The following is a 20,809-nucleotide window of genomic DNA, read 5'->3' on the forward strand; positions in this document are numbered from 1 at the left end:
CGCTCTGGCGCGATTCTAGCTAAAGTCTGAGAAATATTGCGGGGCCTGACGATATTTGATGCAACTGAAATATCGAGCCAAGGTGCGTGCCCGGCAAGCGCAGATGTCACTCGAAGCGACTAGCTACCTGCGCGACGCGCGAAGACCGTCGTATTCGAAACAAATATGCAAACTGTTAAACAAACTGCACAACAAATGCACGTTCGTTGGCGTCGAGTCCGTGCATCGTATCGGCAATGGTTGTCAGCCGACGTTTGCCCGCTTCGCATCGATTTCCGCCGGGCATCGGGAGCGGGCGCGGGCCATTCAACTCAAAGCGCTTTTATCGCTCATTGTCTTTCTCGGCCTGAAAACGCCCCATTCATTCCGTCATCCGAAATTGAATAGCGATCGCATATCCGCATCGCCGATTGTAGACAACGCAAATTTTCCGGTATGCAACCGTTAAAATGAGTTCCTGATAAACGATACGAACGCGTGTAGAGACGATGAAAAAGAAAACACTGACGACGATCGCCGGGATCGCAATAGTCGTGTGCGTAGCCTCCAGTTATGCGAGCCCGTACATCACCTTGTATCAGATGCGATCGGCCCTGACCGACAACGATGCCGACTCGTTTTCTTCCCATGTCGATTTTCCATCGATGCGCGAAAGCCTGCGTGCGCAACTCATGACCATGATTCACGCGAAAATGGCGAATTCCCCCGAGATGAACGGCAACTCATTTGCCGACCTGGGAATGATGATGGCGATGGGTTTTGTGAACCAGGCCATCGACACAATGGTTACGCCGGCGGGAGTCATGACCATGATGGCCCAGGGAGCAGCCAAGCCCGCGCACTACAGCGTGCCGACACCCGCTCCCGAACCGTCGGAAACGGCTCATGCGGGGTCCGACGGTCGCACTGCACCGCAAACAACGAGCAGCAAGCCAAAGGCCGACTATTCGGTCGGCTATAAGAACTGGTCGACTGTCACTGCAACTGCGCGAAAAGGAACGGACGACGAGGTGACATTTATCTTCAAGCGGGACAGCCTCTGGTCCTGGAGGCTGAGCGCAGTCAATCTGCCGATCGACAAATTCGGTCCAAATTGATCGCCGCGAAGCGGGCCGGATCCGGCGCCCTTGTGTGGCCGGCCCCCGCTTCCTCATCTGGGCCGAGCGCGAAGCGAATCCCGAACACCGCACGTTAAAGATGTGTATTCTTCTGACGATATCCGAGGTTTCATCTCCGCGAGTCAGATCCATGCGATTCAGTCCACGGTTCGCCATGATGGCTGTCGCTACGACGATGCTGTCCGCTTGCGCAACGGCATTCTCGCCTGCGTCGATCAGCACCACCGTCGCGGTGACGTCTCCCCCGTCGCTCGAAAAATCGTTGCGCGACGGCGGATCGTCGACCGACCTGCCGGTCATCGGTCAGCCCGCATCTCAATTTCGCACGCTTCTTTCCGTTCGCGAATGCGCCGCCGCCAAATGTGCGGCGGGAATTTCCAAGACGACGCTCACAGTCACGGTCCAGCGCGTGTCCGAAGGACAGGCAGCGATACGCTTCTCGGTCAACGGGGAAATCGGCAGCAGCCAGACGCTGAAATCGCAAGCCGGGAAAAACACGTCGGAAGTGACCCTGTCGATCCCGTCGGGCGTGACGCCGATCAACGATCAATTTGCCGTCGAACGGGTCGCGACGATCAAGGTTGGCGAGTTTCGACACGTGGCCTTGCCACACGGCATGCGTGCCTATGTCTGCGTCGCCATCCCGAACGCCAATGGCGTGACGGATGGCAGCTGTGATTTCAGCCGGGTGCAAACGACCAAGGGAGCCGAGCCCGCAATTTCGGCGCTCTGACCGGCCCGTCACTGCGCCGGTACGGGCAGCCATGCCGAACGACCCCAGCGTCACGGATGCCGGATGTAATCCACCAGCGCCCGCGTATATTCATCCGGCTTTCGATCGAACAGACTCACGACGATCGCCACCGCAAACCCCGCCGGCACCCCGAACACCCCCGAACTGATCGGTTCGATCCCGAACCACGTGCGCCCCGCGAACCCCGTCAGCTGCGTGAAGAACGGATAGGTCGACACGATGTAGTACACGCACACCGTGAGCCCCGTCACCATCCCGGCGATCGCGCCGCGCGTCGTCGTGCGCTTCCAGAACACGCCGAGCACGAGCACCGGAAAGAAGCTCGATGCCGCCAGCGAAAACGCCGCGCCGACGAGAAACAAGATCTTCCCCGTATTGAGCGACGCGACATACGACGCGAACAGCGCGACGCCGAGCAGCAACACCTTCGAGATCGTCACGCGCCGCTGGCTCGACGCGTCGGGCGCGACCATGCAGTAGTAGACGTCGTGCGACAGCGCGTTCGCGATCGTCAGCAGCAACCCGTCCGCGGTCGACAGCGCCGCGGCAAGCGCACCGGCCGCGATCAGTCCCGACACCACATACGGCAGTCCGGCGATCTCCGGCGCGGCCAGCACGACCATGTCCGGCTGCATCTGGATTTCCGACCAGTGCACGATGCCGTCGCGAATCACCTCGACGACGCTGATCAGGTCGGGTTCGAAGTGATGCCATTGCGTGACCCACGCCGGTAGTTCGGCGAATGGCCGTCCGACGAGATTCGCGAGGATCTCGTACTTGATCAGCACCGCGAGCACCGGCACGCTGAGATAGAACAGCGCGATGAAGAACAAGGTCCAGCCGACCGAACGCCGCGCCGACGCGACCGACGTGGTCGTGTTGTAACGCGTCAGGATGTGCGGCAGGCTCGCCGTGCCGAGCGAAAGGCACAGCAGCAGCGCAAGGAAATTCCGCTCGCGCGGTTTGCGTTCGTCATCGCTCGCGGCGGGAAATGGTTCATGCATCGGCACGGGCGGCTCGGCCCGGGCCAGCAGATCGTCGCGCGCCTGCGTCCACGCGACGCGCGCCGCCGCCGGATCGCGCGGGAAGTCGGCCAGTTCGCGCTCGCGCTGGCTGATCTCGCGCAGCGGCCCGTTGTGGCGCCGCAGGTCGGCAAGCTGGTCGACGAGATGCCGGCGTGCATCCGCATAGGATGCCGGCAGCCGGTCGAGCCGCGTCTGGATATCCGCGGCTTGCCGGCGATACGCGTCGCGCACCTGCTGCTCGTCGAACGCGTCGCGCACCTGCGCCTCGCGCGCCGCGACGCGCTCCATCAGCTTGCCGTAGCTGAACTGCGGCACGGGGCCGAGCCCGTTCTTCATCGCGATCAGCGACACCGGAATCAGGATCGCGCTGATCAGGATGATGTACTGCGCGACCTGCGTCCACGTGACCGCGCGCATCCCGCCGAGAAACGAGCACACGAGAATACCCGCGAGCCCGCAGAAGATCCCGATCGCGAAATCGACGCCGATGAAGCGCGTCGCGATCAGGCCGATCCCCTGGATCTGCGCGACCAGGTACACGAACGAACACAGGATCGCCGCGCCGGCCGCCAGCGCGCGCACGGCCGTGCTCGAAAAGCGCGTCCCGAGAAAATCGGGAATCGTGTAGCGCGCGAGCTTGCGCACATAAGGCGCGAGCAGGAACGCGACGAGGCAGAACCCGCCCGTCCAGCCCATCACGTAGGCGAGCGCGTCATAGCCGGTCGAGTAGAGCGAGCCGGCCAGACCGATGAACGACGCGGCCGACAGCCAGTCGGCCGCCGTCGCCATTCCGTTGAATGCGGACGGCACGCGCCGCCCGGCCACGTAGTACTCGACGAGATCGGACGTGCGCGACAGCAGCCCGATCACCGCATACACGGCGATCGGCACGAACAGGAACACGTAGCCGATCCAGACGCCGGAGCCGGCGGCACGCTCGATCCGCCACATCAGCAGCACGAAGCCGAGAAAGCCCAGCGTGTAGAGCGCGTATGCGCGAATCAGTCGATGCGTCAGCATGAATCAGCGCCCGCCGTTCGCGTGGCCGGCGCGCGCCGCATGATCGTCGTACGCACGGCGCAGCGTGCGGTCCGCCCGTTGCATCAGCCCGATGTAGACGACGATCAGCACGAGGTACACGAGAATCGCGCCCTGCGCACCGACGTAGAACGGCAGGCTGAACCCGGCGAAGCGAACCTCGGCGAGCGCGGGCCCGTAGAACGGCACGATGAACGACACCGCAAAGCCGATCGCCATCAGCACCGCGATCAGCGCGACGTTGAAGCGCCAGTAGCGTGCGTGGGCACGCGCGAGCGGCTCGGGAACGGGCGGTGGCGCGGCGGGCGCGGGACGAGTCGGAACGGTCATGCCGTTATGTAACAAAAAGCCCCTGCGCGGGCAATCGGGATTGCCGCGCAGGGGCTCGTGCGCGTGATGCGCAACCGGTACGCTCAGCGCACTTCGGCGAGCTGCTCGAGGATGGCCGGATTCTCGAGCGTGGACGTATCCTGCGTGATCGCCTCGCCCTTCGCGAGCGAACGCAGCAGGCGCCGCATGATCTTGCCCGAGCGCGTCTTCGGCAGGTTGTCGCCGAAGCGGATGTCCTTCGGCTTCGCGATCGGCCCGATCTGCTTGCCGACCCAGTCGCGCAGCGTCTTCGCCAGCGCCGCGGCTTCCTCGCCTTCCGGACGCGAACGCTTCAGCACGACGAACGCAACCACCGCCTCGCCCGTCGTATCGTCCGGACGGCCGACCACGGCCGCCTCGGCCACGAGTTCGTGCGACACCAGCGCCGATTCGATTTCCATCGTGCCGAGCCGGTGGCCCGACACGTTCAGCACGTCGTCGATCCGGCCCATGATCGTGAAGTAGCCGGTGTCCTTGTCACGCACGGTGCCGTCGCCGGCCAGATACAGGCGCCCGCCGAGTTCCTCGGGGTAGTAGCTCTTCTTGAAGCGCTCCGGGTCGCCCCAGATCGTGCGGATCATCGCGGGCCACGGGCGCTTGACGACGAGGATGCCGCCCTGCCCGTTCGGCACGTCCTGGCCGGTTTCATCGACCACCGCGGCCATGATGCCCGGCAGCGGCAGCGTGCACGAACCGGGCACGGTCGGCGTCGCGCCCGGCAACGGCGTGATCATGTGGCCGCCCGTCTCGGTCTGCCACCACGTGTCGACGATCGGGCAGCGCTCCTGGCCGACGTGCTTGTGATACCACATCCACGCTTCCGGATTGATCGGCTCGCCAACGGTGCCGATGATGCGCAGGCTCGACAGGTCGTAGCTCTTCGGATGCACCTTGTCGTCGGCCTCGGCCGCCTTGATCAGCGAGCGGATCGCGGTCGGCGCGGTGTAGAACACGGTGACCTTGTGGTCGCCGATCATCTTCCAGAAGCGGCCGGCGTCCGGGTAGGTCGGCACGCCTTCGAACACGACCTGCGTGCCGCCGCAGGCGAGCGGGCCGTACGTGATGTACGTGTGGCCCGTGACCCAGCCGATGTCGGCCGTACACCAGAACACGTCGCTGGGCTTCCAGTCGAAGGTCCACTTCATCGTCTGCGCGGCCCACAGCAGGTAGCCGCCCGTGCTGTGCTGCACGCCCTTCGGCTTGCCGGTCGAGCCCGACGTATACAGGATGAACAGCGGATGCTCGGCGCCGACCCATTCCGGCTCGCACTGGTCGGATTCGCCGGCCGTCAGTTCGTGCATCCACAGATCGCGCTCGGCGTGCCAGTCGATCTTGCCGCCGGTGCGGCGATAGACGATCACGCTCTTCACGGCCTCGCAGCCGCCCAGCGCGATCGCTTCATCCGCGATGCTCTTCAGCGGCAGCGTCTTGCCGCCGCGCGCCTGCTCGTCGGCCGTGACGAGCGCCGTCGCGCCGACGTCGACGAGCCGCTCGTTCAACGACTTCGCGGAGAAGCCGCCGAACACGACCGAGTGCGTCGCGCCGATGCGCGCGCAGGCCTGCATCGCGACGATGCCTTCGATCGACATCGGGATATAGATGACGACGCGGTCGCCCTTGCCGATCCCGCGCTTCTTCAGGGCGTTCGCGAAACGCGATACGCGCGCGAGGAGATCCGCATAGGTGACGCGCGTGACGGTGCCGTCGTCGGCTTCGAAGATCACCGCGACGCGCTCGCCGTTGCCGGCTTCGACGTGGCGGTCGAGGCAGTTGTACGACGCGTTCAGCTCGCCATCGTCGAACCACTTGTAGAACGGCGCGTTGGACTCGTCGAGCACTTTCGTGAACGGCTTGTGCCACGCAAGACCCTCGCGCGCGAGACGCGCCCAGAATCCTTCGTAATCGTTCTCGGCCTCGGCGGCGAGCGCACGATAGGCCGGCATGCCGGAAATGGTCGCCGCCTGTTCGAGCGCCGCGGGCGGCGCAAACTGACGGGTTTCGTGAAGAACCGATTCAATCGCAGACATCGACTACCCCTTGGTGAACATGAATCCTCTGCATGGCGGCGCGATCGTGCGCGCCGCGCGTCTTGGCCGGCGCAAGCGCGCCGCTGTCTCCTACCCACCACCCGCGCACGGCCCGAAGGCTGCTGCGCGATGCTGCGCCGCACCACGTCGCGCGATGGCGACCGGGCGACCCGACAGTGTCCACAATAAGCGTTCGAACTTACCCGTCACTTACGCGGCACGGCCGTTTCGCCCGCCGGGCGGCGCCGTATGTAGCTTTACGCTGTAACGAGCGCGACCCTACAATCCTAACTGAACTCGCCTTCCGGATTCCAGCTTGAATCGCTACGCTTTCTTTCTCGTGCTGTCGATGCTGTTCGTCGGCAGCAATGTCGGTATCGGCAAATCGATCGTCGTCTTCGTCCCCGTCGCCATCCTCGCCACGCTGCGCTTCGTGATCGCGATCGCCGTGCTGTGGCCGCTGTTCAGCCCGGTGAAGATGCGCACGGTCAAGCGCGGCGAATGGCTGAACCTGTTCCTGCAGGCGTTCTTCGGCACCTTCATGTTCACGCTGCTGATGCTGAACGGCGTGCAGCGCACGAGCGCAGTCGCCGCCGGCGTGATCACCAGCACGATCCCGGCGATCGTTGCACTGTTCGCGTGGCTGATCCTGCGTGAAAAACCGAACGGCCGGGCACTCGTGTCGATTGCACTCGCGATCGCCGGCGTCGTGACGATCAACCTCGCGAACGGCAGCACGGCCGGGCACGGCGCTTCGTCGTCGCTGACCGGCAACCTGCTGATCCTCGGCGCGGTGTGCTGCGAATCGATCTACGTGATCCTGTCGCGCCGCCTCACGCAGACGCTCGCGCCGATCGACATCTGCGCATACACGCACCTGTTCGGCCTGTGCCTGATGCTGCCGCTCGGCGCGACGGCGATGTGGCATTTCGATTACGCAAGCGTGCCGGCCGGCACCTGGGTGCTCGTCGTCTGGTACGGCCTGTCGGCCAGCATCTTCTCGTTCTGGCTGTGGATGAAAGGCATCCGGCACGTGCCGGGCAGCCTCGCCGGCGTGTTCAGCGCGGTGCTGCCGGTCGCGGCCGCCGCGTATGGCATCGCGTTCCTCGGCGAGCGCCCGACGCTCGCCCACGGCATCGCGCTCGCGTGCGTCGTCACCGGTATCGTGCTTGCCAGCCTGCGCGTGAAACGCGTGCCGGCCGCCGCCTCCTGATCCGTCCCTGGAAGAGCCGGCGCGTCACTGCAATCGCGCTGGCCGACGCGTTACAATAGCGCGCCTTTTCAAGATTACCCCCGATACCTGCGCACCGCGCCCGACTTTCCACCATGTCTGCCCCGCATTCGCCCGGCCGCCCCGCGCGTCGCCCGCTTCGCCCGCTTCCCGCGCTGATTTTCATGAGCCGCTGGCTCCAGGTTCCGCTCTACCTCGGCCTGATCGTTGCGCAGGCCGTCTACGTGTTCCTGTTCCTGAAGGAAGTCTGGCACCTGCTGTCGCATGCGACCAGCCTCGACGAAATCAGCGTGATGCTCGCGGTGCTCGGCCTGATCGACGTGGTGATGATCTCGAACCTGCTGATCATGGTGATCGTCGGCGGTTACGAAACGTTCGTGTCGCGCCTCGGCATCGAGGGCCACCCCGACGAGCCCGAATGGCTCGACCACGTGAACGCGGGCGTGCTGAAGGTCAAGCTGTCGATGGCGCTGATCAGCATTTCGTCGATCCACCTGCTGAAGACGTTCATCAACCCCGACCAGCACACGATGCACGCGATCATGTGGCAGGTGATCATCCACGTGTCGTTCCTGGTGTCGGCGCTCGTGATGGCGTGGGTCGACCGCCTGACGACGCACACGCACCCGGCCCATTTCCACGAGCCGCACGCCCGCGACGCGCACGCGCCTGCAGCGAACGAGCCCCGCAAGCCGGCCGACGCAGCCGTCAACGCATAAACGCATTCCCCACAGTCCTCACAGAGTCTCAGCCATGACCGTCATCAAACAGGAAGACCTGATCCAGAGCATCGCGGATTCGCTGCAGTACATCAGCTACTACCATCCGCTCGACTACATCCAGGCCCTCGGCCGCGCGTACGAACTGGAAGAAAGCCCGGCCGCGAAGGATGCGATCGCGCAGATCCTCACGAACAGCCGCATGTGCGCGGAAGGCCGTCGCCCGATCTGCCAGGACACCGGCATCGTCACGATCTTCGTGAAGGTCGGCATGGACGTGCGCTGGGACGGCGCGACGATGGGCCTCACCGACATGATCAACGAAGGCGTGCGCCGCGGTTACACGCACCCGGACAACGTGCTGCGCGCATCGATCGTCAACCCGCCGGAAGGTGCCCGCAAGAACACGAAGGACAACACGCCGGCCGTGATCCACTACGAGATCGTGCCGGGCGACAAGGTCGACGTGCAGGTCGCGGCGAAGGGTGGCGGCTCGGAGAACAAGTCGAAGTTCGTGATGCTGAACCCGTCCGACTCGATCGTCGACTGGGTGCTGAAGACGGTCCCGACGATGGGCGCGGGCTGGTGCCCGCCCGGCATGCTGGGGATCGGCATCGGCGGCACGGCCGAAAAGGCGATGCTGATGGCGAAGGAATCGCTGATGGAGCCGATCGACATCCAGGAAATCATCGCGCGCGGCCCGAAGGACTGGGTCGAGGAACTGCGCGTCGAACTGCACGAGAAGGTCAACGCGCTCGGCATCGGCGCACAGGGCCTCGGCGGCCTGGCAACCGTGCTCGACGTGAAGATCATGGCCGCACCGACGCACGCGGCATCGAAGCCGGTCGCGCTGATCCCGAACTGCGCGGCCACGCGCCACGCGCACTTCGTGCTCGACGGCTCGGGCCCGGCCAAGCTTGAAGCGCCGTCGCTCGACGCATGGCCGAAGGTCAACTGGGAACCGAATACCGAAACCAGCAAGCGTGTCGACCTGAACACGCTGACGCCGGAAGAAGTCGCGAGCTGGACGCCGGGCCAGACGCTGCTGCTGTCGGGCAAGATGCTCACCGGCCGCGACGCCGCGCACAAGCGCATCGCCGACATGCTCGCGAAGGGCGAGAAGCTGCCGGTCGACTTCACCAACCGCGTGATCTACTACGTCGGCCCGGTCGATCCGGTCCGCGACGAAGTGGTCGGCCCGGCAGGCCCGACGACGGCCACGCGCATGGACAAGTTCACCGAGACGATGCTCGCGCAAACCGGCCTGATCTCGATGGTCGGCAAGGCCGAGCGCGGCCCGGTCGCGATCGACGCGATCAAGAAGCACAAGGCGGCCTACCTGATGGCCGTCGGCGGTGCGGCTTACCTCGTGTCGAAGGCGATCCGCGGCGCGAAGGTGCTCGCATTCGAAGACCTCGGCATGGAAGCGATCTACGAGTTCGACGTGCAGGACATGCCGGTGACGGTGGCCGTCGATTCGTCGGGCACGTCGGTGCATCAGACCGGTCCGAAGGAGTGGCAGGCGAAGATCGGCAAGATCCCGGTCGCAGCCGCTTAAGCGCGATCGAACGAAAGGCCGGACGTCCGTCCGGCCTTTTTACTTCTCATTCTCATTATTGTGTGTGGCCGGTTATTCGAGGCTGATTCTCATTACACGCAAAAGGCAGGCCCGGCAAGGCTTCGAGGCTTGGCTTTTCTCGTTCGAGCGATTATCTTTCGGGTTCTGAAGCCCCATTGAACAAGGAACAAAGCCATGCAAGGCGACAAGAAAGTCATCGAATATCTGAACGCCCAGTTGAAGAATGAACTCACGGCGATCAACCAGTACTTCCTGCATGCGCGCATGTACAAGCACTGGGGCCTCGAGAAGCTCGGCAAGCACGAATACGACGAGTCGATCGGCGAAATGAAGCACGCCGACTGGCTGATCGAGCGCGTCTTCATGCTCGACGGCCTGCCGAACCTGCAGGACCTGCACAAGCTGCTCGTCGGCGAGGAAACCGAAGAGATCCTGAAGTGCGACCTGAAGCTCGAGCTGATCTCGCAGTCCACCTGCAAGGAAGCGATCGCCTACTGCGAATCGGTTCGCGACTACGTGTCGCGCGAGATCTTCGAAAAGATCCTCGACGACACCGAAGAGCACATCGACTGGCTGGAAACGCAGATCGACCTGATCGGCAAGGTCGGCCTGCAGAACTACCAGCAAACGATGATGGGTTCGCCGGAGTAAGCTCGCTCCACGCTTTCCGTTAGCGCCCCCGGCCCGTTCATGTCGACATCTTCCGTTATTGCTGCGACGGCCACGACCGTCGCCCCCATCGGCATCTTCGATTCAGGGCTGGGCGGCCTGTCGGTGCTGCGCGCCGTGCGCGCGCAGTTGCCCGACGAATCGTTCATCTACGTCGCCGATTCGCACCATGCGCCGTATGGTCCACGCGATGAGGCGTTCATTACGGAACGCACGCTGGCAATCGGCGAGTGGCTGGCCCGCGAAGGGGCGAAAGCGCTCGTCATCGCCTGCAACACGGCGACCGCTCGCGCGATCGCCGCGACCCGCGAACACCTGTCGATGCCACTCGTCGGCGTCGAACCGGGCATCAAGCCGGCCGCCGCCGTGTCCGCGAGCGGCGTCGCGGGCGTCCTCGCCACGCAGTCGACGCTGAACAGCCCGCGCTTCCAGGCGCTGCTCGACCGCTATGGCGCCGGTCGCCGATTCATTTGCCAGCCCGGCCACGGGCTCGTCGAGGCCATCGAGCGCGGTGACACGAATTCGCCTGCCTTGCGCGCGTTGCTCGACAGCTACCTGCAACCGATGCTCGACGACGGCGCCGATACGCTGGTCCTCGGCTGCACACACTACCCGTTCTTCACGGAAACGATTCGTGACCTTGTGGGCGACCGCCTGACGCTCGTCGACACCAGCGACGCGATCGCGCGCCAGCTCATGCGGGTGCTCGACGAACGCAACCTGCGCGCACCGGCCGGCACGCGTGCGGCCCCGCCCCGCTTCTGCTCGACCAGTGACGGCCGCCAACTGCAGGTCCTCGCATCGACGCTGCTCGGCCTCGCTGCGCCGGTCGAATCCGTCACCATTTCCTCGCCCAACGCGCGCACCTGCGCGACTGCCTGACACGGGCCTGCACGCCCTCTTCCGCGTGCCGTTCCACCACCCCGGCGTTTCAAGGGTCCGATGACCTTAAAAAAAGCCCACCCCAGGCTTGTCAACGTCCGCAAATTTAATGATAATAATTCGCATTACCGTTAGCTATCGCAACTCATCATGATCGTCTGCGTGTGCAAGTCTGTTTCCGATCGCAAGATTCGCGCGTCCCTCGCGGAGGGCGTGAACTCTTTCGATGAACTCCAGTTCGAGCTTGGCGTGGCCACGTGCTGCGGCAAGTGCGAGGAGTCCGTGCGCGACCTCATGGCCGAACAAGGCGTCTGCGCGAGCCAATGCGGTGTCGAGCATCATGCTCACCCGATCCCGGTCACGTTCTACGAACGCAAGGCCGCCTGACCGGCACCGAGTGTGCGCATGCGGCCCAGGCCGCATTTTTTGTTTTGACCGTCAGCAAGCCACCGTCTGCGCGAGCCAGCGGCTTACCTGCCAAGGAGCCTGTCATGGAATTGCTGATCGGATTTGTGACCACCGTTTGCATCTCGCTGCTGATCTTCCGCAAGTGATGCCGATTCACCCGCCGCGCCCCGGGTGCGACATCGTTCTTTCAAGCTAACATGCAGGCTTCGCATCTCGCTCCTGCCGGCGTCGTGCCGGCTGCACCACGTATGAACCCCCGAGTGATCGTCGTCGCGGTCGGTGTGCTTGCCGCACACGCGATCATGCTGACGGCCGCCTGGCTCCATCGCAACGCGCCGCCGCCACCGAAGGAGATCGAGGTTCAGTCGATCACCGCACAGCTCATTCCGCCTGCGCCCCCTGCCCAGCCGGTCGCGGTCCAGTCGGCCGCGCAACAGCCTACACCGCCCAAGCCCACGCCGCGCGTGAAGCCGAAGGTCGAGCCGAAGCCGGTGCAGAAAGCGGTCCCGACGCCTCAGCCGGTCTCGCAGGCTCCGTCGCCGACGCCCGCGCCGGCAGTGGCCGATCCGACACCGGCTCCCGCAGCACCTGCGCCTGCTGCACCGGCTGCAGCACCCGGCCCGGCGCGCGAAACGATGCAGGTCAGCGCGCCGAAGAACGTGTCGGCGCTCACCTGCAATTTCGTGAAGCCGACCTATCCGCCGATGTCGCGCCGTCGCGGCGAAACGGGCACGGCCTATGTTCACTTCATCATCGGCGTGACGGGCAAGATCGAAAGCGTCCAACTGCAGAAGAGCAGCGGCTACCCGCGTCTCGACGAAGCGGCGCTCGATGCGACGCGCGCCAGTACCTGTCCGCCGTATATCGAGAACGGCCAGGCGATCCGCGCCGCCCATACGCTGCCCTTCAACTTCACGCTTGACGACTAACCCGTCATATTCGGTAGATTCAAAGGAAACAAGAAAATGCAAAGCTACGGTATCGCGCACGTCTGGGCGCAAGGTGATTTCGTCACGCGCGCCATCGCGATCACGCTGCTCGTGATGTCGATCCTGTCGTGGATCGTGATCGTCATCAAGGGCTGGAACGTGATCCGCCTGAACCGCCTGACGAAGAATGCCGAACAGGCATTCTGGCATTCGGACGACTTCGACGACGGTATCAGGAAGCTCGGGCTCGCCGCATCGACGCCGAACGACAACCCGTTCCTCGCGCTCGCGCTGTCGGGCAAGGAAGCCGCCGATCACCACCACCAGACGCAACCGCACCTGCACGACCGCATGGACGTGTCGGACTGGGTCACGCGCTGCCTCAAGGACACGATGGACGAAGGCATCTCGCGCATGCAGAGCGGTCTCGCGATCCTCGCGTCGATCGGTAGCACGGCGCCGTTCGTCGGCCTGTTCGGTACGGTCTGGGGGATCTACCACGCACTGCTCGCGATCGGCGCGTCCGGCCAGACGTCGATCGACCAGGTCGCAGGCCCGGTCGGCGAATCGCTGATCATGACCGCCTTCGGCCTGTTCGTCGCGATCCCGGCCGTGCTCGGCTACAACGCACTTACCCGTGCGAACAAGGGTGTCGTCAGCAAGCTGCGTCGCTTCGCGCACGGCCTGCACGCGTATTTTGTGACCGGCGCGAGCCTTGCCTCGTCGTCGACGCGTGACGGCCTGCGTCTCGCGACGCGCGCCAGCTGAGGCGGGGTGAACCATGGCAATGAACACCGGTTTCAGCGACGATGACGACGATGCAGTGATGAGCGAGATCAACATGACGCCGCTCGTCGACGTCATGCTCGTACTCCTGATCATTTTCCTCGTGACGATCCCGGCGATGCAGCACGCGGTGAAGATCGACCTGCCGCACGCCAGCAGCCAGCCCGTCGACGAAAAGCCGCAGACGGTCGACGTCGCGATCCAGGGTGACGGCACGATCCTGTGGGACGACCACACGGTCACGCGCGAACAATTGCAGGAACGCATCGCGGAAGCGGCAAAACGCACGCCACAACCGGAGTTGCACCTGCGTGCAGACCGCAAGGTCGCGTACGAACACGTCGCGGAAGTGATGTCGGATGCACAGGCAGGCGGCCTGACGAAGCTCGGCTTCGTGACGGAGCCGACCGCGAAAGCGAAGTAACGCACACGCTATCCGACGCGCCGGCCGCACCTCGCCGGCCGCGCACAAAGTAAAAGGCCTTCATCGCCAGATGAAGGCCTTTTTTCATGCGCACGCGGGCGCCTTCGGGCGGCGGGCTCTTTGGCGGTATCGGTTGCGCCTCGAGCAACGCAAATGCGACTCTGCCGTGGTCTGCACGGACTGCGCGTTCTGCCCTATCTGGCTCGCAATATATGCGGCCACCTGATTTCGCTCAGAACTTCCTTCACGAAATGGGATTTCAATATAGGCCCGCGCGCACGCGCATTCAAGGTTCCGGCGATTGAAACTTGCGATTGCAGGCGACGCTTCAATGACAAAACAAATTTGCCTCGCCGTGCGCGTCGTGTTCAGGTCGCCGAAACATCGGCCGCCGCTTCCTTCTTCGCTCGTTCCGGGCACCCCGGTTCCTTGTAGGCGCCGTGATCGAGCTTCTCGACCAGATAGTCGACGAACGCACGCACCGCGGGCGGCATCCCCTGCCGCGACACGAACACCGCATACAGTTGCGGCACCGGCAGCGTCCAGCCCGGCATCACCGGCGACAACTGCCCCGCACGCAGCGCGTTGCCGTACATCATCTCCGGCAGCGCCGCGATGCCGAGGCCATCGAGCACGGCTTCACGGATCGTCATCAGGTCGGCCGTCACGAGCCGCGGGTCGTGCTCGTGCACGTGGCGCGTACCGTCCGGCGCGATCAGGTTGAACACGTGCCGCCCGTCGACGCTCGGCGTATCGAGTGTCTCGAATCCGCTCAGGTCGTCCGGTGCCAGCGGCGGCGCATTCTGGCTCAGCAGGCTCGGCGCGCCGACCAGCATCTGCTCGGTACGCCATAGCGGCCGCACGACGATATTCGCGTTCTGCGGCGGCTCCGAGCGCACGCGCAGCGCGACGTCGATCGAATCCTCGAACAGGTCGATCACGCGATTCGTCACGCGGACGTGCACCTTCACCTCGGGATAGCGACGCAGGAATTCGGGCAGGATGCGCGACAGCATTGTCTGCGACAGCGTCACGGGCACGCTGACGCGCACCGAACCGCGCGGTGACGAGCGCAACTGCTGGACAGCGTTCATTGCCGCCTGTGCTTCGGCCAGCATCGCCTGGCAATGCTGGTAGAACAGTTCCCCCGCCTCGGTCAGCGCGAGCTTGCGTGTGGAGCGCTGCAGCAGGCGCACGCCGAGCGCCGCCTCGAGTTCGGTCAGGCGCCGCGACAGGCGCGATTTCGAGATGCCCAGCACGCGCTCCGCAGCCGAGAACCCACCATGTTCGACGACCTGCGAAAAGTACATGAGGTCGTTCAGGTTATGTGCATCGATAGTCATCTCATCGTTCCATTTTCAGAACAATCCATTGCGAACCGTCGCGAATCGACCGGTAAAACGCCCAATATAATAGCGCTGTGTTTCAAAAATAACGCTATTCCGATCATTTCGAGGGTATCCGCATGACGACCGCTCGCTCGCTTGACCGCACGTACCCCGCGCTTCGCACGACCGAAGGCGGCGGCTTCGTGGTTCATCGCCCGTTCCCGACCCGGCTGCTGATGGATTTCGATCCGTTCCTGCTGCTCGACGAAATGGGCCCCGTCGACTACGCACCCGGCGAGGCCAAGGGCGCCCCCGACCATCCGCATCGCGGCTTCGAGACCGTGACCTACGCACTCGACGGGCGCTTCCGCCATCGCGATTCGTCCGGCCATGCCGGCACTCTCGGCCCGGGCGACGTGCAATGGATGACGGCGGGCGCCGGCGTCGTGCACAGCGAGATGCCGGATCCTGAATTCGCGCAGGCGGGCGGCCGCTCCCACGGCTTCCAGCTGTGGGTCAACCTGCCGCGCCGAGACAAGCTGATCGCGCCGCGCTACCAGGAGATCCCTGCCGATCGTATCCCGAGCGCAACGTCGCCGGACGGCCGCGCACGCGTACGCGTGATCACCGGCGAAGCGTTCGGCGTGCGCGCCACGATCGAAACACGCACGCCGATCCTCTACCAGCATTTCACGCTGCAGCCCGGTGCATCGGTCACGCAGGCCGTCCCCGCAGGCTATCGTGTGTTTGCCTATCCGATCGACGGAACGGGCCTCTACGGGCCCGCCAGACAGGCTGTCGACGCACGACACATGGTCGTGTACGGCGACGACGGCGACACGGTCACGTTCGCCGCCGGCGACACGCCGCTCGACCTACTGCTGATCGGCGGCGTACCGCTCAACGAGCCGATCGTCCGCTACGGCCCTTTCGTGATGAATACCGAGGAAGAGATTCGGCAGGCGGTCGTCGACTATCAGACCGGTCGCATGGGCCGCATCGAAGCCTGACGCATGAACGGGCGCGCAGGCGCCGCGAAACCGCCCGTTTTGCGTCACAATTGACTTCTCGAACCACGTGGCCGCCTGCCACCAGAAGGAACCCGCCCCCTTGAACTTCGAACATCTGATCCAGATCAATTCCGACGATCCGGCCGTGCCGCCCCTCACCCGCGAACAGCTCTGGGAAGGTCTCGTGCTGCGCGCAGAACAGCCGCAACTGTTCGTGCTCGGCCTCGACAGCTGCGTCGTCCACGAACGGACGGACACGACGCTCGAACGTGAACTGCACTACGGTCACGCGACCGTGCGCGACCACGTCACGTTCACACCGAACCAGCAGGTTCGCTACGACATCCGCGCCGCCGACGGCGAGATCGGCGGCTCGCTGACGATGACGATCGAGGAACGTGACGACCACGAGCTGTTCCTGCGTTTCGAATACCGCACGACGCTGGTTGTCACGGACGACAGCGAAGACGCTCGTCAGACGCACGGGATCGTCAAGGAAGCGTACCGTACGTCGGATATCGACACGGTCCGCCTGATCCGCGAATACGCGCAGGGCCGCAAGGACCCCGATCCGCTGCACTGAACCCGATGGCGGCCCGCAGGCCGCCTCTTTGATTCACGCTATCAGATTCACCATTCCGATCGATAAAGAGTTTTTGTAAATGGGAATAGTTATCATTTAGAATTCATTCCATCGTATCGACAGTCACCGATCAACCGAATGACCGACACCATGCGCCCGACCACGCTGACCTTGCGCCGCACGACCGGCACCGCAGGCAGCAGCCGTCAGAAGACGGCAGCGGTCACCACGCCGGCGAAACCCGCCGGCAACCGCGATGCAGGCACGCGGGTCGTCAGCAGCGATACGCTGCTGCAAGGCCAAAGCCACGTCAGCATCGCGCATAACGGAGAGACCTATCAGTTGCGCGCCACCCGGCTGGGCAAACTGATCCTGACGAAGTAACGACAGAGTATTGTGGGGACCACCTCCCTGAGAGGTGTTGGGCAGTAGCCAGCGTAACGGCTTGCACGCGAGATCTAGACCCCTTCGTGCAAACACACTCAAGCAGCCGTTGCAGCAAGCCAAGCCACTTTTTTTGGTTCTCGCACAAGGAAGAGAAAAGCGACACGTCCTTCGACGTGTCGCTTTTTTGTTTGGGCGGCCAATGCGTGAAGCACGCCGCCCAGCTTCGTTACCGCATCGATGCCTGACCGCCGCAGCGGCACGCGATCCGCTTAGAAACCCCAGAACATCAACCACCATGCGCTGTCGATGACGGCAAGCCCGACGGCGAACCACGCGAACGCCGCAAGCCGGCGCGGCCAGGCCGCATAGCGCCCCGTCACGTTCCACGCGAGCCACGCACTCCATGCGTTGGCACCGACCAGGATCGCGATGCGCACATCGGCCGCCCAGCCGAGCGGCACATGCTCGGCACGCAGCAGCGACAGTGTCGTGGCCGACAGGCCAAGAAATACGCCCGCACCCGCGATCGGGATCAATGCCTGCGCAAGATGATGCAGCCGCACGCGATCGAAGCGACCGAGCATCAGCGTGGCGCCGGCCAGCAGCATCAGCAGCGCCGTGCCGTACACGAGCCCCGTGCCGACGATGTAGCTGACGACCAGCCCCCCGTCGAGCCAGGAGAACACGTCGTTGCGATCCGGGTAGTGCGTGAGCAGGAACCACGGCGCATTGGTCTCGAGCGGCCACGTGATGTCATGGTCGATCAGCCAGCCCGCGAGCCATTGCTTGATCTGCACGAACCACGGGCTGACGGTCCAGTGGAACGCACCGATCGCGACGCCGAGCAGGCCGTACAGGATCAGCGCGGTGTCCCACGGATTCGCCTGCTGCGCGCCGAGGTTCACGACTTCGTCGGACGGCGAGCGCAACGACAGCGAGATCGCATCGCGATGCCCGCTGCAGCGGCCGCACATGTGGCAGTCCGCCGCACCCTTCATGTTACGCAACGGCACGAGCGGCGCGCAGTTGATCGGAATCACGCGATGGCCATGCTCTCCGTTCTTGTACGAACGGCGCCATGCATCCTCGTCGACCTTGTAGCGCATCGGCGCGAGCCGCGCGAGCAGCCCGAACACGCCGTTGACCGGGCACAGGTACTTGCACCACACGCGCTTCTCGCGGCCGTACAGCACGCCGATCACGATCGCACCGACGGTCGAGCCGCCGAGCACGAACAGCACCGCGAGCGGGTACTGGTACACGCTCACCATCTGCCCGTAGATCGTCGTGAGCCCGAACGCGACAAACGGCCAGCCGCCCCACCGTATCCAGCGCGGAATCGGGCCGCCGCGGCCGAACTTGCTCGCGAATTCGGTGAGCGCACCTTCCGGGCACAGCACGCCGCACCAGACGCGGCCGAGCATCACCATCGACAGCAGCACGAACGGCCACCAGATGCCCCAGAACGTGAACTGCGCGATCAGCGTGAGGTTGCTCCACAGGTGTGCGGAGTCATCCGGCAGCGGCAACACCGCCGGCACGATGATCAGGAACGCATAGACGGCGACGACGGCCCACTGGATGCCGCGGATCAGCGGGCCGTGCCGCTGCATCCACTGGCCGGCCTGCGCGAGCCAGCCCTGCTTGCCTGCGGCGACAACACTCATGCCGCGCGACCTGCCGCGACGGCCGGACGACGGCTCGCGCGCTTCATCAGCAGCCAGACCACCGCCCAGTACACGGCATAGGCAACCAGGTTGGTCAGTGCCGGGTGCGCACGATAGCCGGTCAGCGTTGCGACGAGCGAGCCGAACGTGCCCGAATCATCTAGGATCGCGGACGTGTCCCACACCTGCGAAATGCCGAGCGGCAGGATTTCCTTGTCGATCAACTTGTCGACGCCGGTCTGGAACAGGCCCGCGCCGAGAAACAGCAGCATCACTTCGGTGACGCGGAAGAAATGCCGCCACGAGAAGTACTTGCCGCCGAGCTGCAGCAGATAGAACGTGAAGAATGCAAGACCGAGGCCGATCACGACCGCGAGCATCTGGCTGCCGTCGACGTGGCCCGACTGGCCAAAACCGAGACCGTACAGGAAGATCACCGTCTCGCTGCCTTCGCGCGCGATCGCGAGCGCGACCAGCACCGCGACGCCCCACCAGTTCGAATCGCGCGTGCTCTGCTGCAGCGATTGCTCCATGTCGCGCTTCAGCGTGCGGCCGTGCCGGCGCATCCACAGCACCATCTGCACGATCAGCACGCATGCGATCAGCACCATGGCGGTCTGGAAGTAGTCCTGCGCGTCGCCGGACAGCACTTCGGTGAAACCGACCAGTGCGGCACCGAGGCCAACGGCCATCAGCAGGCCGACACCGACGCCGGTCCAGAGGAAAGGCAGGCCGCGGCGCGCGTCGTCGTCACCGTTTTTCAGCCATGCATAGAGAATGCCGACGACGAGCAGCGCTTCGACGCTCTCCCGCCAGACGATGAACAAGATCTGACCCATCGATATCTCCTGACGCGCAGTACACCGGGCAGGTGTGCCCGCGCGCAGATAAAACGCGTTACTTCGCGACGATTACGCCCTGCGCCTGCTGGTGGAAATCGTCGAAAAACTTGTATTCGCCCGGCGACAACGGTGCGACGACCACGAACGAATCGGCGCCCGGCGCGAGCACCTTCTCCTTGCGCAGTTGCACGCTCTCGAATTCGGCGGCGCCCTTGCCGGTGTTCTTGATCTCGATCTTGAAACGCTGGCCGGCCGGCACTTCGATGCGGGCGGGATTCAGCTTGCCGTCCGCCATCTCGAGCTTGAACGTCGGCAGATCGGCAGCGTACGCTGCGCCGGCAAGCCACAACGCAGCAGCTGCGGCAACGATTTTCTGGGGAATTTTCATTCTGGGTTCTCTACGCCGACGGCACGCCGTCCGTGATGCCACCGATCAGTAACCGCCCTTCTTGCCGATACCGGCGAACGGGAAGTCGTACTCGAGGGTAATGGGCTTGAACCATGCGCCCACGCCCGTTTCCTTGTCGATGTGACGGCCGAACGCCATATGGCCCGTCTGCATCGGCGGCTTGACGACCATCGTCAGGTGGTACTTGCCCGGGCCGTTCAGCTTCACGTTGTCGCCGTAGTGCGGGCCGTCGCTCGCGACCATGCCCATCAGGTCGCCTTCCGCCTTCCACTTCGTGTCGCCCTGCTTCGTCAGCTTGTACGTGACCTGCAGGTACGGCATCCAGTCGCCTTCCGCGAAACCCGTCGGGTTGTTCTTGACCGCATGGATGTCGGCCTCGAGGTGGATGTCGGAATCCGACGCCTTGCGCATCATCCCTTCCGGATCCATCGTGATCGGCTGCAGGTACACCGCGCCGATTTCCATGCCGCCCTGGATCTGCTGCTTGCCGATCGGATATTCGGCAGCCGAGGCCGACATCGCGGCAAGCGCCGCCGCTACCGCAACCGTCGTGCGGATGAACGAAGAACCCAACATGGACACTCCTTGTTATTTGATCTGGAACCATGTGGACCGACCGCCAGGC

The 20,809-nt window shown here is 64.2% G+C and carries 23 protein-coding genes; 15 read left to right on the forward strand and 8 right to left on the reverse strand.

The genetic code is table 11. The features are described 5' to 3' along the window. Window positions 1-58 precede the first annotated feature (58 nt). The 3 genes from ACPTTC_RS12910 to ACPTTC_RS12920 all read left to right on the forward strand — a co-directional run bounded on the left by ACPTTC_RS12910 (window position 59) and on the right by ACPTTC_RS12920 (window position 1,851). Window positions 59-448, forward strand: a complete 390-nt coding sequence (locus ACPTTC_RS12910) for a hypothetical protein (RefSeq protein WP_423392710.1) — start codon at window positions 59-61, stop codon at window positions 446-448. A gap of 40 nt (window positions 449-488) precedes the next feature. Continuing rightward, window positions 489-1,097 (forward strand): DUF2939 domain-containing protein, encoded by a 609-nt coding sequence (locus tag ACPTTC_RS12915; protein WP_423392711.1) that lies wholly within the window; start codon window positions 489-491, stop codon window positions 1,095-1,097. Between the two features lie 151 nt (window positions 1,098-1,248). Next, on the forward strand, window positions 1,249-1,851 hold the full coding sequence (locus ACPTTC_RS12920) for a hypothetical protein (protein WP_423392712.1): 603 nt from the start codon (window positions 1,249-1,251) through the stop codon (window positions 1,849-1,851). Between the two features lie 50 nt (window positions 1,852-1,901). Here the strand turns inward: ACPTTC_RS12920 and ACPTTC_RS12925 are convergent, their stop codons facing one another. The 3 genes from ACPTTC_RS12925 to acs form a co-directional block, all read right to left on the reverse strand. Next, the gene (locus tag ACPTTC_RS12925) at window positions 1,902-3,917 is read right to left on the reverse strand and encodes a sodium:solute symporter family protein (protein WP_423392713.1); all 2,016 of its coding nucleotides are present in this window, start codon (window positions 3,915-3,917) and stop codon (window positions 1,902-1,904) included. 3 nt (window positions 3,918-3,920) lie between these two features. Then, entirely contained in the window at window positions 3,921-4,265 is a 345-nt protein-coding gene (locus ACPTTC_RS12930) for a DUF4212 domain-containing protein (protein ID WP_175953656.1), read from the reverse strand. 83 nt (window positions 4,266-4,348) lie between these two features. Then, on the reverse strand, window positions 4,349-6,331 hold the full coding sequence (gene acs / locus ACPTTC_RS12935; RefSeq protein WP_089495221.1) for an acetate--CoA ligase: 1,983 nt from the start codon (window positions 6,329-6,331) through the stop codon (window positions 4,349-4,351). A gap of 316 nt (window positions 6,332-6,647) precedes the next feature. Between acs and ACPTTC_RS12940 the strand changes: the two genes are divergently transcribed. From ACPTTC_RS12940 to ACPTTC_RS12980, 9 genes are all read left to right on the forward strand, one after another. Further along, complete coding sequence (locus tag ACPTTC_RS12940; protein ID WP_423392714.1) at window positions 6,648-7,544, forward strand: DMT family transporter; 897 nt, start codon at window positions 6,648-6,650, stop codon at window positions 7,542-7,544. 113 nt (window positions 7,545-7,657) lie between these two features. Next, window positions 7,658-8,281, forward strand: coding sequence for a TIGR00645 family protein (locus tag ACPTTC_RS12945; RefSeq protein ID WP_175953659.1), 624 nt, complete (start codon window positions 7,658-7,660; stop codon window positions 8,279-8,281). A gap of 34 nt (window positions 8,282-8,315) precedes the next feature. Continuing rightward, window positions 8,316-9,839 (forward strand): fumarate hydratase, encoded by a 1,524-nt coding sequence (locus ACPTTC_RS12950; protein WP_039370104.1) that lies wholly within the window; start codon window positions 8,316-8,318, stop codon window positions 9,837-9,839. 195 nt (window positions 9,840-10,034) lie between these two features. Beyond that, on the forward strand, window positions 10,035-10,511 hold the full coding sequence (gene bfr / locus ACPTTC_RS12955) for a bacterioferritin (protein ID WP_226201362.1): 477 nt from the start codon (window positions 10,035-10,037) through the stop codon (window positions 10,509-10,511). A 39-nt stretch (window positions 10,512-10,550) separates the two neighbouring features. Further along, window positions 10,551-11,411, forward strand: coding sequence for a glutamate racemase (gene murI / locus ACPTTC_RS12960; RefSeq protein ID WP_423392715.1), 861 nt, complete (start codon window positions 10,551-10,553; stop codon window positions 11,409-11,411). Window positions 11,412-11,561: 150 nt separating this feature from the next. Further along, a complete protein-coding gene (locus tag ACPTTC_RS12965) occupies window positions 11,562-11,798 on the forward strand; it encodes a (2Fe-2S)-binding protein (protein WP_011352654.1) in 237 nt (78 codons plus the stop codon). 218 nt (window positions 11,799-12,016) lie between these two features. Continuing rightward, the gene (locus tag ACPTTC_RS12970; RefSeq protein WP_423392716.1) at window positions 12,017-12,748 is read left to right on the forward strand and encodes an energy transducer TonB; all 732 of its coding nucleotides are present in this window, start codon (window positions 12,017-12,019) and stop codon (window positions 12,746-12,748) included. Between the two features lie 36 nt (window positions 12,749-12,784). Next, entirely contained in the window at window positions 12,785-13,516 is a 732-nt protein-coding gene (locus tag ACPTTC_RS12975) for a MotA/TolQ/ExbB proton channel family protein (protein ID WP_175972041.1), read from the forward strand. A 13-nt stretch (window positions 13,517-13,529) separates the two neighbouring features. Further along, complete coding sequence (locus tag ACPTTC_RS12980; RefSeq protein WP_021163407.1) at window positions 13,530-13,958, forward strand: ExbD/TolR family protein; 429 nt, start codon at window positions 13,530-13,532, stop codon at window positions 13,956-13,958. A gap of 368 nt (window positions 13,959-14,326) precedes the next feature. Here ACPTTC_RS12980 and ACPTTC_RS12985 read toward each other — a convergent pair whose 3' ends face one another. Next, the gene (locus ACPTTC_RS12985; RefSeq protein WP_423392717.1) at window positions 14,327-15,301 is read right to left on the reverse strand and encodes a LysR family transcriptional regulator; all 975 of its coding nucleotides are present in this window, start codon (window positions 15,299-15,301) and stop codon (window positions 14,327-14,329) included. Window positions 15,302-15,423: 122 nt separating this feature from the next. Between ACPTTC_RS12985 and ACPTTC_RS12990 the strand changes: the two genes are divergently transcribed. From ACPTTC_RS12990 to hemP, 3 genes are all read left to right on the forward strand, one after another. Then, window positions 15,424-16,296, forward strand: coding sequence for a pirin family protein (locus ACPTTC_RS12990; protein WP_423392718.1), 873 nt, complete (start codon window positions 15,424-15,426; stop codon window positions 16,294-16,296). A gap of 100 nt (window positions 16,297-16,396) precedes the next feature. Further along, window positions 16,397-16,879: an SRPBCC family protein gene (locus ACPTTC_RS12995; RefSeq protein WP_175953675.1), complete on the forward strand. Its 483-nt coding sequence runs from the start codon at window positions 16,397-16,399 to the stop codon at window positions 16,877-16,879. 138 nt (window positions 16,880-17,017) lie between these two features. Further along, entirely contained in the window at window positions 17,018-17,263 is a 246-nt protein-coding gene (gene hemP / locus ACPTTC_RS13000) for a hemin uptake protein HemP (protein WP_423392719.1), read from the forward strand. A 272-nt stretch (window positions 17,264-17,535) separates the two neighbouring features. On the opposite strand, the gene ACPTTC_RS13005 is transcribed toward hemP, so the two are convergent. The 4 genes from ACPTTC_RS13005 to ACPTTC_RS13020 are packed head-to-tail and all read right to left on the reverse strand — an operon-like array spanning window position 17,536 to window position 20,760. Then, window positions 17,536-18,933 carry a 4Fe-4S binding protein gene (locus ACPTTC_RS13005; protein ID WP_175953679.1) on the reverse strand — a complete coding sequence of 466 codons (1,398 nt, stop codon included), beginning with the start codon at window positions 18,931-18,933 and terminating at the stop codon, window positions 17,536-17,538. Further along, a complete protein-coding gene (locus ACPTTC_RS13010) occupies window positions 18,930-19,772 on the reverse strand; it encodes an FTR1 family iron permease (RefSeq protein ID WP_166960528.1) in 843 nt (280 codons plus the stop codon). The genes ACPTTC_RS13005 and ACPTTC_RS13010 overlap by 4 nt, the downstream gene beginning before the upstream one ends. Before the next feature lie 58 nt (window positions 19,773-19,830). After that, window positions 19,831-20,163 (reverse strand): cupredoxin domain-containing protein, encoded by a 333-nt coding sequence (locus ACPTTC_RS13015; protein ID WP_047898577.1) that lies wholly within the window; start codon window positions 20,161-20,163, stop codon window positions 19,831-19,833. A gap of 45 nt (window positions 20,164-20,208) precedes the next feature. Next, window positions 20,209-20,760 carry an iron transporter gene (locus tag ACPTTC_RS13020; protein WP_021163417.1) on the reverse strand — a complete coding sequence of 184 codons (552 nt, stop codon included), beginning with the start codon at window positions 20,758-20,760 and terminating at the stop codon, window positions 20,209-20,211. Between the last annotated feature and the right edge of the window lie 49 nt (window positions 20,761-20,809).

This window comes from Burkholderia mycopellens, assembly GCF_964265025.1.
In the GTDB taxonomy this organism is placed as follows: Bacteria; Pseudomonadota; Gammaproteobacteria; order Burkholderiales; family Burkholderiaceae; genus Burkholderia.